Below are 13595 nucleotides of genomic sequence, written 5' to 3'. Positions count from 1 at the left end.
GATTCAACTGATAATTTTAGATTAAAACGTGAAGCGGTGTACGTTGCACGACACAGTACCCATTTTTAACTAGTTTTTCAGAAGCTCGTCGAAAAAAACTTGACTTTTTTTGAAATCGCCCGATATAATGAGCCCCGGTTAAGTAACGAAAGCGCGTTTTTACGAAATGCTAACATTAGAATCGTGGCAAGACGGTCGCCATTCCGGATTGTTGCTACACCGGGGAAGTCCTCGGTATCGGCCTTTAGAGGCCGTTTTTTTTTGCTCTCATTCTGCTTCGACCAAAAATATATACAGGATGGTATTTTATTTTGAAAATTTCACAAGCACAAGGTTTACCCCAGGCACGCGTAAAGGTGAAGCACCCTGCGTTGGCTATGTTTGGCCTCATGATTGGTGGATTCGTGGGGATGTTCTCTGAAACTGCATTGAATGTTGCGCTATCTAGCATCATGGCAGAACTACATGTCACACAAGGGACGGCACAGTGGCTTGTTACCGGCTACATGTTAGTCATAGGAATCTGCATGCCACTTTCTGGGCTATTAACGCGGTGGTTTTCTACAAAGCGGATTGTATTATCTGCATTGGGTGCATTCATTGTCGGTGTCTTAATCTCTGCATTGGGTAGTAATTTTGGGATTGTTTTACTTGGACGAATGATTCAAGGGATTGGCACTGGTGTCGTTTTACCATTAATGTTTTCTGTTGCGATGCAGATTTTTCCGCCATATAAACTGGGTACGATCATGGGGCTGTCTGCTTTGGTTATCATGTTCGCCCCTGCGATTGCGCCAACAGTAACGGGCTTGGTCTTGGCAAATTTTGCTTGGAATGCTGTTTTCTGGGTACTACTTCCGTTTCTGATTCTCGCGTTTGTTCTTAATGCGTTGTATCTGGAAAATGTATATTCACAAAGTAAAACACCTGTTGATTGGATCTCAATTTTTGCTTCTACAATTGGTTTTTCTGGGATTGTTCTGGGGGCATCCTTCGCTAGTGATGCTGGTTGGATTTCAGTTAAAGTGCTTGTGCCACTCATCATTGGTCTGCTTTCGCTAATCATCTTTACAATTCGTCAATCTAATATCAAATACCCAATCTTGAACCTCGTTGTATTTCGATCAGAACCCTTTGCTGTCGGGACACTCTTGGTAATGCTTGATTTTGGTTTAATTTTAGCGTCGATGTATCTATTTCCAATGTACTTGCAGCGTGTCATTGGTTTGCCAATTGGATTAACTGGGATTGCAATGCTCCCTGGTGGAATTGTTAATGCAGCAGTTTCTGGTTTAGCTGGCCGACTGTATGATAACCACGGAGCTAAATGGTTATCTCGTGGTGGTTTCTTCATTGCAGCATTAGGTGTCGTGATTCTATTATCGACTGGTAGCAACAGTCCACTGTGGCAAGTGATTGTCGGACACATCGTTTTGATGATCGGTGCACCATTGGCAATGTCGCCTTCACAGACGTATGGATTGAATAGCCTTGCTGGTGTTCTAAATGCTGACGGTAGTGCAATTTTGAATACTCTGGAACAAATTGTCGGTGCCTTGTCGACAGCAATTGCAACTAGTGTATTGGCAATTGGCACCGCTGCAGCACCGGGTGTTTCTGGCTTGTCACAGGGTATCCATTACGGCTTTATCTTTGTTTTGATCGTTGCCATTTGTGGCTTCCTGCTAGCGTTTCGAGTACGGAAGCAAGCATAATACAAATACATTGTGGGAAAATATTCTTTCCTCGTTCTTCAATAGAATTGGGTGACGTTTAACGTAATCTGGAGGTCTGTGTGCTTCGTTTTGCCGCTATGCGTAAAAGTTCGGGTTCGAGACACCGCATTTCTTTATACCAAAGGCAATGTCAATCTTTAATACCTATTTTGTCAGAGGTCTCCAGTTACTTCGTGTTTTTTACAGACTCAATCAGCAAGTTCATTTTCGTTCAAAATTGTTACACGTGAAACGTATTTACTGTTTTGGCGCAAACTTCTTTGGCACATCCCAGGTAGTGCAATGAATCGCGCCACCAAGCGTAGAAACCTTGGCGATGGGGATGCCGACGACTCGTTTAGACGTATGTGCTTGAATAGCATGAAGTGCTTCTTTATCTCTGGCCAAATTGAACTGTGGCACATAAATCGTGTGCGCTGTTTCCAGCATGTTGATATACAAGCCGCGGGCAGACGCGATTTTTTTGTCATATTGCCCAGCGTCAGTATAGGCTGATTTGAGCGTAATCAAACGAACGTGAGGAAGCGATTTTTTAATAATCTGTTTGAACTTATTTTGGAAGGTTCGATTGCCTTCAAAATCACTTATAAACGCAGTGTTTGGTGTTAGAAACTTGATCATGCCATCGGCGTGAGCAAGCGTATCACCTGGTTCTGCAGGCACAATGACAACTTTACTGACGTTAAGCTGGTGTTTAAGTTCACTGATGATGTCATGATGTGACCAATGTGGATTATCTTTAAACACACGATTGGTAATTACTACCGCGTTGCCTTTATTCCACTGAACGTTACCACCATCTAAAATCAACTTAGATGAGTGATAGTTGAAATGTGATTGATTCAACCAACCGGTGAAACTCGTATTTAAGTAACTGCTGTCGGTTTTGGGTAAATAGGCAGGAGAGTATCGAAATTTCACCATTTTTGTCGTGATGACTGGTGCCACATCACGGACCCAAATATCGTCATACGTATAAGGAGTGGTCGCAAACTTACCACGCTGATTAGATTCGGTAAGGCTGGTTAGTTGATCGTCGCTAGCCAACTGTTCAGAAAATGTTTGATTATATTGAATTAAATCTGGATAAATACGGTGGTAATAGTGGTCCGATTGTTTGGGCAGGGCCGTATAAATCATGGTTGAATCTCCTCGTGCGGACATTGGCAGGAACAATAATAGACTTGCCAACAGGATACTAAACGCGAATGTGGATAATCGTTGATACTTCATATATCTGACCACCTTTCAAGATGGCCTAAGTCTAACATGGGGTTAGGTTTATATATTTATATAAAAATATAACCCCGACAGGAATGGAAAAAGTCAGGGTTGACAGGTCTGATTTATATATTTAATTAGCAATTAAATATTCAAGTCGTAGCACCGCAGTGGTGGCCTCTGGCAAACGAATATCTTCATCCATGTTGATCTGCCACAGTGGGCCACGGAGCGTGAGATTATGTGCGACAGCGTATTGATGAATCAAATCGATCCCGTTACAAATAGCGGTATCGTCATTGTCGATATCGATGGCAAGATAATCGCCAGCAGGTCGATTAACCGTGGTAATGAACGCGTTATTAATATTCTTAGTTGCCTCCTTAATCAAACGGAAGGGGGCATTGATGAATTGAGCTGCGTTTGCATTTGGTAGATCGAGGACAAAACCCGAACATTTACCATTAATACTAACGAGTGGATCCAGCCGTTTGTAGAATTCGGCAAAGGCCTCGGCAATTTGTTGGCGGGAGCAGTCGTGTAAGGTCGTCGATTGCCAAAAAGATTGAGCTTTGTGTTTGTGAATATACGATGCGTCGCAGTGAATCGGAGTCTCTGAATTAATGGCAGTCATTCTGCTGCCTAACGACTGTTTGACAGTCAGCAAGTCGTGAATTTGTTCATCGACGCGAGACTGCAAGTTCGTCAGTAAAGCATTGGGCGATTTCTTACTGTCGGTCGAACTAATTTGTTTGATTTCATCGAGCGAGAGGCCAAGCTTGCGTAGCGTCAGAATGAAGGATAACTCGTATAGTTGGTCGTAATTGTAGAATCGGTAGCCTTCATCGCTAACCTCAGCTGGTTTAAAGACGTTTTGCTCATCATATAAAATCAACGTTCGCCGCGTCGTTTGGGCAAGTTTAGCAAACGCACTAATCTTCAACATAAAATTTCTCCAAATAATTTGCACTTTCGAATTGACTGTAACGTAGCGTGACAGTTTAGTGTAGGTTACATCAGTTAGAGGAGGAATTCAATTATGAGTGACAAGGAACAAGTGACGATTATTTACGTGCATCCGTGGGACGGTAGTTTTTCACATGCTGAACTAGAACAAGTTACGCAAACGCTGACTACACGTCAACAGGATTACAAACTTATTGATCTGTACGCGGATGGCTTTGATCCCGTTATGCGCGCCACTGACCTTTCCGTTTATGGCAAAGGCGATTTCAAGGATCCGATGGTCGCTAAATATATTGATATTATTCAGAAAACCAATAAGGTTATCGTGATGTTCCCAATCTGGTGGTTGAGTACACCTGCAATGTTGAAAGGCTTCTTCGATAAGGTCTTTTTAGCCAACCGGATTATCAATTTTGTTGATAAAAAGGCAGTCCCACACACGATAGTGAACAGTGCCATGGTATTATCCACTTCGGAACTAACCAATGACGAATTATTCAAGGGTTATGATGGTTCTGTTGAAAGAATTGTGGACTTCCCGTTGGAGTCGATTGGTGCAAAACAAGTGACGTGGCATAACATGGGTGATATTATTGTTGCCGAGCGTCCAGCATTAACGGATTATCTCAAACGGATTCCAGGTTTTGTGAACGCATTTTTGGACGAAGACGACACTAAGCAGTGATTGGTAGTCTCAAATTAAGCACTTCAAATTCACGATGATGTGACCAAGTTGGCCCATCATCTTTTTTATGATTCCGTATGTTATTTTAAATAATCAGCAAATTCATTCGTGAAAATTGAATTTGCCTCTTTGCAAACGAAAAAGACAGTGCTACACTAAACCAAATTAAATAACCTTTAATTAAGTCCGAGAGGCTTAAAAGGAATTCGGTTTGGTTGCAGTACTGCGCGACAGTACTCGTGGACCATTGATAAGCAAAACAGCGAAGCCCCTGAAAGATTCTCGGAATTTTTCAGGGGCTATTTATTTGCCAAAAAACAAATAAAGGAGCTGCAACATGAATCAATTTACGAATTTGAACACGTTGACGAACGAAGAGGTTATGCAGTTAATCAAGCAAGCGATAGCTTTTAAGCAAGGTACCGCAGAGATTCCTGAACAAAAGCACACCGTCGCCAATATGTTTTTCGAAAACTCGACGCGGACTAAAAGTAGTTTTCAAATGGCGGAACTTAAATTAGGTTGGTCTCAGATTCTTGTTGATCCAAGTAGCAGCTCAACGACAAAAGGTGAAAGTTTGTCGGACACGCTTAAAGCTCTGGGTGCGATTGGTGTCGACGCCGTCGTTGTGCGCCATCGACAGACAGACTGGTATGAACCTTTATTGAATGATGCATCTGGACTAATGCCAATTTTGATCAACGCAGGGGATGGTTCTGGACAACATCCTTCACAAAGTTTGCTTGACCTCATGACGATCTACGAAGAGTTTGGTCATTTTGAAGGGCTACATATTCGTATTGTCGGCGATTTAAGTTACTCACGGGTTGCGCGTTCAAATGCTGAAATCTTGCAGCGACTGGGTGTAAACGTTAGCTTCGCCGGCCCAGCCAGTTGGTATCCGGCGGATTTCGATCAGTTTGGCCAGCGTGTTGAACTTGATGATGATCTATCATCAATCGACGTGATGATGATGCTCAGAGTTCAACACGAACGGTTGTCAGAAGCTGCCGATGAGCATTTTGATGCGGTATCTTATCATGACGCTTACGGCCTTACGGTAGCTCGGTATGAACGTTTGGCACCGCAAGCGATTATTATGCATCCGGCACCTGTGAACCGCGGTGTGGAAATTGCGGATAGTCTGGTTGAATCACCGAAATCACGAATCTTTAAGCAAATGGCAAACGGTGTCTTTGCGCGGATGGCCATTTTGACGAGTGTCACGGAGGCTAAACATGCGGTTACTAATTAAAGGCGCCACGATCATTGATGAAACAGGAGCAGAGGCTCGTCGAAATATTCTAGTTCAGGATGGCAAAGTAAAGGCAATTACGGACCATGATCTTGACGCAAACGATGACGAGCGCGTTATCGACGCACAGGGAGCGCTACTGATGCCCGGCCTAATTGACGTTCATGTTCATTTCCGTGAACCAGGTTTCGAGGACAAAGAAACGATTGCAACAGGGAGTAGAGCAGCAGCACGAGGTGGTTTCACGACTGTGCTGGCGATGCCGAACTTAAATCCAGTACCAGTAACAGCCACACTATTACGGCAACAATTGCGTCGTAACGAAGAATCAGGATTGATTCACGTGAAACAATATGGCGCCATTTCCGCCAATCTGACGGACGAGACGGTGAGTCCTATCAAAGAACTGGCAGCGGCTGGAGCTATTGGTTTTACGAACGATGGCAAAGGGGTACAAAGTGCCGCCACAATGTTGGCTGCGATGAAGGCTGCTAAGGCTGTTAATCGGTCACTTGTTGCCCACCTTGAAGATCAATCATTGATGAATGGTGGCGTGATGAATAAGGGTGAACGGGCAGACCAGTTGGGATTGCCAGGTGCAGATCCACTGGCGGAGACATCTCAACTGGCTCGTGACCTGGTGTTAGCGCAAGCAACGGGCGTTCGTTATCACGTTGCCCACCTTTCAACGAAGGTTGGTGTGGAACTCGTTCGGGTTGCTAAGGCGATGGGGGTGCATGTAACTGCTGAAGTTTCACCGCATCACCTGTTGCTGGATGACACGGACATTCAATCTGCTACGCAAACGAACTTAAAAATGAATCCGCCATTGCGCACACCGGCTGACCGTGAGGCGGTTATCGCTGGTTTGTTGGATGGCACGATCGATATGGTAGCGACTGATCATGCACCACATAGTGTGGCGGACAAACGTGGCGATTTTCGCACCGCAGCGTTTGGCATCACTGGATTGGAAACCTGTTTCCCACTGCTTTACACCCACTTCGTTGAAAGCGGCTTGGCTACCTTGGGGCAGTTGCAACAATGGTTAGTAAAGGCACCTGCATCGGCATTTGATTTAGATGCTCCAACTGTCCTGAAAGTTGGGATGAAAGCTGATTTAGCGATGTTTGATATTTCGCATCGACATACAATCAACGCCAATGAGTTTGCGTCTAAAGCGGTTAACAGTCCGTTTGTCGGCCAGACAGTGACGGGGATGACGTTAATAACCATGGTTGACGGTGAAATTGTGTATGACGCGACGACTGATAACACAGGAGGTCATGATGACAACGAATAAACGGGCATTGGTGTTAGAAAACGGATCAGTTTATTGGGGGGAAGGCTTCGGCGCAGACTGTGATGTGATGGGTGAGTTAGTGTTCAACACGGGGATGACCGGTTATCAGGAATCCCTTACGGACCTGTCCTACCGCGGCCAATTATTGACGTTTACGTATCCACTAATTGGCAATTACGGCATTAATGCAGTTGATTTTGAATCGCTAAAACCAGCCGCAAGTGCGGTAATCGTTCACGAAGTCGCCACCCGGCCATCTAATTGGCGCGCTACTCAATCGTTGCCAGAATGGGCTCAAACGATGGGGTTGACTGGGATAACCGGTGTCGATACGCGGGCGCTGACAAAAGAAATTCGTTCGCTTGGTACAGTTAGAGCAGCGCTGGTTGATGCACCATCGGATGATATTTTTAAAAAATTGAAGGCGTTTGAACAACCCGATTTAGTTGAACGAGCTACCACAAAATCCGTTTACGTTGCGCCAAATACGGGCTTGAACGTAGCTTTGATTGACTTTGGGATGAAAAATTCAATCCTTCGTGCATTAGCCAAACGGCAAATCAATGTCACTGTGTTCCCAGCAGATACTGATGCTGAAACGATTTTGAATACTCATCCAGACGGCGTTTTGCTCTCAAATGGACCTGGCGACCCACGGACAATGACGCCTTGCCTGACGCAAATCAGAACGCTCGAAACACGCGTGCCATTGATGGGTATTTGTCTAGGACATCAATTGTTCGCGTTAGCCAATGGCGCTGAGACATTCAAAATGCATGAAGGTCACCGTGGCTTCAATCATGCGGTGAAAAATCTACAGACGGGACATCTCGCTTTTACCTCGCAGAATCACGGTTACGCGGTGGATGCCGCATCGGCGGCCGGTACTTCACTGGTAGTTACCCATGAGGAAGTCAATGATCACACCGTCGAAGGATTACGTTTGAAGGACCAGTCGGCGTTTTCGGTTCAATTTCATCCAGATGCGGCGCCTGGCCCACACGATGCAGATGATCTGTTTGACCATTTTGTTGATTTAATGACGAAGAAAGGGGCCCCTGAACATGCCTAAACGGACAGATATTCATAAAATTATGGTTATTGGCTCTGGCCCGATTGTGATTGGTCAGGCCGCTGAGTTTGATTACTCCGGTACGCAGGCGACGATGGCATTGCGCGAAGAAGGTTACGAGGTTGTACTGGTAAATTCAAATCCGGCAACGATTATGACAGACCCGGAGATTGCTGATAAAGTCTATTTGGAACCACTGACGTTACCATTTTTAAAACAGATCATTCGTCAGGAACGACCTCAGGCAATTCTACCAACACTTGGTGGGCAAACAGGCCTGAACATGGCCAAAGCGCTGGATGAAGACGGTATTTTGGCTGCGTTAAACATCGAATTGTTGGGCACTAAGCTTACGGCTATCGAGCAGGCCGAGGATCGTGAGCAGTTTAAAGAACTCATGGATAAACTGAATGAACCGGTACCTGCTTCGAAAACGGTCACGGAATTAGCGCCGGCATTGGCGTTTGCAAAACAAATCGGTTATCCCGTTATTGTTCGGCCAGCATACACACTGGGTGGTACTGGTGGAGGAATCGCCAATGACGAGGATGAGTTGCGGGCAATCGCTGCAAATGGTCTGGAATTGTCCCCGGTAACACAGGTGCTCATTGAACGTTCAATTGCCGGTTACAAGGAGATCGAGTTTGAAGTGATGCGCGACCATGCGGACACTGCACTCATTGTGGCATCTATGGAAAACGTTGATCCTGTAGGTGTTCACACCGGTGATTCGATTGTTGTCTCGCCGGTGCAAACGTTGTCTGATCGTGATTATCAAATGATGCGTGATTCGGCGCTAAAGATTATTCGTGCCCTTAATATCGAGGGTGGTGTCAACATTCAGATGGCGCTTGATCCAAACAGTGATCACTACGACATTATTGAAGTAAACCCACGCGTGTCCCGTTCCTCAGCGCTGGCTTCGAAGGCCACTGGTTATCCCATTGCAAAAATGGCCGCAAAGATTGCGGTCGGATTGAACCTCGATGAGATCAAAAACCCGGTGACGAACAAAACTGTTGCAGCGTTCGAACCAGCAATGGACTATGTAGTGGTTAAGATTCCGCGCTGGCCGTTTGATAAATTTCCATTAGCTGACCGTCAACTAGGAACTCAAATGAAGGCCACTGGTGAGGTGATGGCGATTGGCCGGAACTTCGATGAAGCACTCAACAAAGCGGTGCGGTCACTAGAAATTGGTGTCACAGACCTAAGGAAGTCACGCTTTGAGCAGGTTACCACACCACTCTTGTTAGCGAGTTTAATGCCAGCGCGGGACGATCGACTATTCAGGGTCGCAGAATTACTGCGACGCGGTGTTCCACGTGAAACAATCCATAGTAAAACAAAAATTGACATGTTTTTCTTGAGTAAAATTCAACATGTCGTGGACCTTGAACAGTTGTTGGTTGATCACATTGGCGATGAAACCACGCTACGTCTCGCCAAACAAAACGGAATTAGTGATGCATTAATTGCGTCACTATGGCACTGGTCGTTTGACCAAGTTCGCAGTTGGCGAGAAGAACATCAAGTTACCGTCAGCTACAATATGGTTGATACGGTTGCGGCGGAGTTTGATTCGCAAACGCCTTATTACTATGCGACGTACGATGGTGCTAATGAGGCCGTGAAGAGTGGTCGGACGTCCGTTCTAGTGTTGGGTTCTGGTCCTATTCGAATTGGGCAAGGGGTTGAATTTGACTACGCGACAGTCCACGCGGTTAAGGCAATTCAGCGTGCTGGTTACGAAGCAATTATTATGAACTCTAATCCAGAGACGGTTTCGACGGACTTCTCAATTTCAGACAAGCTGTACTTTGAGCCGTTGACATTGGAAGACGTGTTGAACGTGGTGGTACAAGAACAACCGCTTGGCGTCATGGTTCAGTTTGGCGGGCAAACGGCAATTAATTTAGCACAAGGATTGGCTGATCATGGCATCAAAGTTCTAGGGACTAGTGTGACTGACATGAACCGGGCAGAGGACAGACAGGCGTTTGATGACGTGATCAAGCAATTGCAGTTGCCGCAACCGGTGGGGATGACGGCGACAACGGTGAACGGTGCGGTCAGCGCGGCCAGTGAGATTGGTTACCCCGTGCTGATTCGGCCGTCGTATGTCTTAGGTGGCCGAGCGATGGAGATTGTCGCTGATGAATCGGAACTGCGCGACTACATGGTTCGAGCGGTGCAGGTTTCAAACGACCACCCCGTACTGATTGATTCGTACTTAGAGGGCACTGAGGCAGAATTGGATGTTATTTCAGATGGCGACACCGTTATTATTCCGGGATTAATGGAACACATTGAGCGGGCTGGGGTACACTCCGGCGATTCGATGGCCGTTTATCCGCCACAACATTTGAGTGAGCACGTAAAACAGTCGATGGTGAAAGCTGCCATCGATCTGACCAAGTCCTTAAATGTGTGTGGCATGATGAATGTACAGTTTGTGATTCACGACAATAAAGCCTATGTGATTGAGGTCAATCCACGTGCGTCACGGACGGTGCCCTTCATTGCTAAAGTGACGCATACACCAATTGCACAGTTAGCGGCATGCGTAATGCTGGGCGATAAGTTGGCCGACCTCGGCTTCGAAACGGGATTGTTGCCTAACAGTAGTCAGGTTGCGGTAAAAGCACCAATCTTCTCCTTTACCAAACTGCCAGAGGTTGATGCGTTGTTGGGCCCAGAAATGAAGTCAACGGGTGAAGTGATGGGGATGGCGCCGACGTTTGAAAAGGCGCTATACAAAGCCTTCGTGGCAGTGGGAATTCAGGTGCCAACGTTTGGTCGGGTACTAATTACTGTTACCGATCGTGATAAACAGGAGGCATTGACACTCGCCCGTCGGTTGACAGACCTTGGCTACGATCTGGTTGCCACAAGTGGAACCGGAGCAATGCTTGAACAAGCCGGTATCAAAACTGATGTACTCGGTAAGGTATCGGAGTCTGACAACAATGCTGTGACTGCCATTCATGCAGGAAAACTGCAGATGGTGATCAATACTTCGAGATTAGATGAGTCGGCTCAAAGTGACAGTCTTCAGATTCGCGAGGCTGCAATCGCTAACGATGTGCCGTTATTTACTGTGCTGGATACAGTGGCAGCATTGCTGACGGTGCTGGAGTCGCGGAGTTTGGGTGTAGCGGCGATGTAAAAAGGTGGCACTGCAGAGTCATTTCTATTGCCGTTTTCCAATCTTCCTTGTACAATATGTTGTACAAGGAGGTGCTGACATATGGATGCAATTACGTACTCAACGTTTAGGCAGGGCCTGAAAGGTTACATGAAGCAAATCAACGATGATTCGGTGCCAATGATTATTACGAATAAGGATTCCAAAGATGATGTTGTTGTCATTGGGAAACGTGACTATGATGCTATGATGGAGACCATTCATGTCATGTCTAACCCTTACCTAGCCGAAAAAATCGATAAGGGTGAACAACAATATTTGGCTGGCAATGTTAGTCAGCACACGTTGCTAGAAGATGATTAAATTGTGGACGGACGATGCATGGAATGACTATATGTATTGGCATAAATCTGGTGACAAGAGAACGGTTAAACGTATCAATGAACTGTTAAAGAGTATCGACAGGACGCCCTTTACAGGGATAGGCAAGCCAGAAGCACTAAGATATCAATTCGAAGGCAAATGGTCACGCCGAATTGATGCAATGAATCGGTTAGTGTATCAAATCGACAATAACCAGCTGATAATTTACTCTTGTAAGGATCATTATTAAGGTAAAAAAATCGAGAAGTCGCAAATTTATATTTGTGCGACTTCTCGATTTTTAGTTTTTCAGTGTTTGTTAGTTTCTCGCCGATAACACCAACCCACCAATAGTCAGCACGATTCCGACAATCATAACCGGTGTAATTGGTTCCTTCAGTATGAGCCACGCGGCGATCACCGTGACGACGGGCACAAGATACAGATAAATACTGGCCTGTACTGGACCGAGTTTTTGCACAACGAATGTCCAGAGTAGAAAACACAGCGCCGAAGCTCCCAGACCGAGAAAGAGAACATTAGCCAAATTAATTGGTTCTACAAGGGTAGTTATATTAATCGTGCCATGGGTAAGCCAGAAAATCGGCAGAATGAAAATGATACCATACATAAATGTGCGTCGCGTCATTTGAAACGAATTGTAGTGAAAAGTGTTCATGCGTGTCACGATGTATGAATACAATGCCCAAACGACAGCCGCTAACAATGCCAATACATCACCGACGATGCCGCCATGACCGCTGCCGCCGGTTCCGTTGAACGAAATGAGTGCGATACCTGCGATTGCCAACACGAAACCGACGATGAAGCTACCGGATAATCGTTTGTGATCAAGTACGGCAGATAAAATGGCGATAAAAAGCGGGGATACGGAGACGATGACCCCAATGTTGGCAGCCAGTGTGTATGTCAGTGCTAGATTTTCGCACAAGTAATAAAGCGAAATTCCCAGCAAACCTGCAAGTGCAAATGTCCCTTCGCGTTTCCACGACGTAAACTTAAAAATTTTTGGATAAATGAGAAATAATGCGATTGCGCCAATGATAAAACGAATAAGTAAAATTTCTACCGGTTGGAAACTCCGTAACAGCACTTTCGTTGAAATAAACGTTGTACCCCACAGAAAAATGGTAATGAGTGCCCCGATATGGCCACTTAATGATGATGTCTTTTTCATGATGCCCGCCTTTTACACTGATATTATTCAACGCTATCATGCTGTTGCTACAATTGTAAACACCGTTTGTGAACATTGCGTCTTTCTCTCTCACTAGAAAACGTTTACAATAGGAAAAGTAGAGTTATACAACAATATTTTTCTGCTAATACCTAAAAAGGAGCGATTATATGAGTACAGACAAGGATTTAACGGTTAGAGCAAACGCAAAACAATACATAGATGATTTATATAATCAGTTGATTGATCGAAAAGATCAGTCTTCGGAATTACGTGATATCACAGATGTGTTATTACAGTCATACAAGAAAATGGATGATGTCAAGAATCCCGAAGCGCTGGTTAACAGACTCGTCAACTATATTAGAAGTCAGGCGCTGAAGGCTAAGATTCATTTCCCATCCGACCAAGAAAATCTGGTTATTGAACTGGAAACGATTGGTCAAAAAGCAGGGCTAAACGGTGTCTACATGGCAGATTACTCTGACAAGTCACAATTCTATAGCCTGTTAGAAAAGATTCCCAAGCGCTAAAAAGTAATTTTGAGACGGCAAATTACAAGTTTAATCCGAACAAGCCCGGAAACTTTCAATGGCAGTCTGTTGATGATGGATTTTTAATGGTCGTTGATTAATAAGCTCAAGTGCT

At 45.2% G+C, this 13595-nt stretch carries 12 protein-coding genes; 9 read left to right on the top strand and 3 right to left on the bottom strand.

Annotated elements, in window-relative coordinates:
- The first annotated feature begins 311 nt into the window (after positions 1–311).
- Entirely contained in the window at positions 312–1715 is a 1404-nt protein-coding gene (locus GB992_RS00280; RefSeq protein WP_161000723.1) for a DHA2 family efflux MFS transporter permease subunit, read from the top strand.
- 258 nt (positions 1716–1973) lie between these two features.
- Here the strand turns inward: GB992_RS00280 and GB992_RS00275 are convergent, their stop codons facing one another.
- Both GB992_RS00275 and GB992_RS00270 read right to left on the bottom strand, forming a co-directional pair.
- Positions 1974–2969, bottom strand: a complete 996-nt coding sequence (locus GB992_RS00275) for an agmatine deiminase family protein (protein WP_225439140.1) — start codon at positions 2967–2969, stop codon at positions 1974–1976.
- 121 nt (positions 2970–3090) lie between these two features.
- Positions 3091–3903 (bottom strand): MerR family transcriptional regulator, encoded by an 813-nt coding sequence (locus GB992_RS00270; protein ID WP_161000722.1) that lies wholly within the window; start codon positions 3901–3903, stop codon positions 3091–3093.
- Positions 3904–3996: 93 nt separating this feature from the next.
- On the opposite strand from GB992_RS00270, the gene GB992_RS00265 reads away from it, so the two are divergent.
- The 7 genes from GB992_RS00265 to GB992_RS00235 all read left to right on the top strand — a co-directional run bounded on the left by GB992_RS00265 (position 3997) and on the right by GB992_RS00235 (position 11999).
- Complete coding sequence (locus GB992_RS00265; RefSeq protein WP_161000721.1) at positions 3997–4608, top strand: NAD(P)H-dependent oxidoreductase; 612 nt, start codon at positions 3997–3999, stop codon at positions 4606–4608.
- Between the two features lie 337 nt (positions 4609–4945).
- Positions 4946–5863 (top strand): aspartate carbamoyltransferase catalytic subunit, encoded by a 918-nt coding sequence (locus GB992_RS00260; protein ID WP_161000720.1) that lies wholly within the window; start codon positions 4946–4948, stop codon positions 5861–5863.
- Complete coding sequence (locus GB992_RS00255) at positions 5847–7166, top strand: dihydroorotase (RefSeq protein WP_161000719.1); 1320 nt, start codon at positions 5847–5849, stop codon at positions 7164–7166. The genes GB992_RS00260 and GB992_RS00255 overlap by 17 nt, the downstream gene beginning before the upstream one ends.
- The gene (locus GB992_RS00250; protein ID WP_161000718.1) at positions 7153–8238 is read left to right on the top strand and encodes a carbamoyl phosphate synthase small subunit; all 1086 of its coding nucleotides are present in this window, start codon (positions 7153–7155) and stop codon (positions 8236–8238) included. Before GB992_RS00255 ends, GB992_RS00250 begins: the two co-directional genes overlap by 14 nt.
- Positions 8231–11407, top strand: a complete 3177-nt coding sequence (carB, locus tag GB992_RS00245) for a carbamoyl-phosphate synthase large subunit (protein WP_161000717.1) — start codon at positions 8231–8233, stop codon at positions 11405–11407. Before GB992_RS00250 ends, carB begins: the two co-directional genes overlap by 8 nt.
- Before the next feature lie 81 nt (positions 11408–11488).
- Complete coding sequence (locus GB992_RS00240; protein ID WP_161000716.1) at positions 11489–11749, top strand: type II toxin-antitoxin system Phd/YefM family antitoxin; 261 nt, start codon at positions 11489–11491, stop codon at positions 11747–11749.
- Positions 11742–11999: a Txe/YoeB family addiction module toxin gene (locus GB992_RS00235; RefSeq protein ID WP_161000715.1), complete on the top strand. Its 258-nt coding sequence runs from the start codon at positions 11742–11744 to the stop codon at positions 11997–11999. Before GB992_RS00240 ends, GB992_RS00235 begins: the two co-directional genes overlap by 8 nt.
- A gap of 69 nt (positions 12000–12068) precedes the next feature.
- Here GB992_RS00235 and GB992_RS00230 read toward each other — a convergent pair whose 3' ends face one another.
- Positions 12069–12947, bottom strand: a complete 879-nt coding sequence (locus tag GB992_RS00230; protein WP_161000714.1) for a DMT family transporter — start codon at positions 12945–12947, stop codon at positions 12069–12071.
- Positions 12948–13117: 170 nt separating this feature from the next.
- Here GB992_RS00230 and GB992_RS00225 point away from each other — a divergent pair, with 170 nt between their 5' ends.
- Positions 13118–13480: a bacteriocin immunity protein gene (locus GB992_RS00225; protein WP_161000713.1), complete on the top strand. Its 363-nt coding sequence runs from the start codon at positions 13118–13120 to the stop codon at positions 13478–13480.
- Positions 13481–13595 lie beyond the last annotated feature (115 nt).

The organism is Furfurilactobacillus milii (assembly GCF_009863985.1).
Classification (GTDB): Bacteria; Bacillota; Bacilli; order Lactobacillales; family Lactobacillaceae; genus Furfurilactobacillus; species Furfurilactobacillus milii_A.
This window is presented reverse-complemented; position numbering and strand designations above follow the sequence as displayed.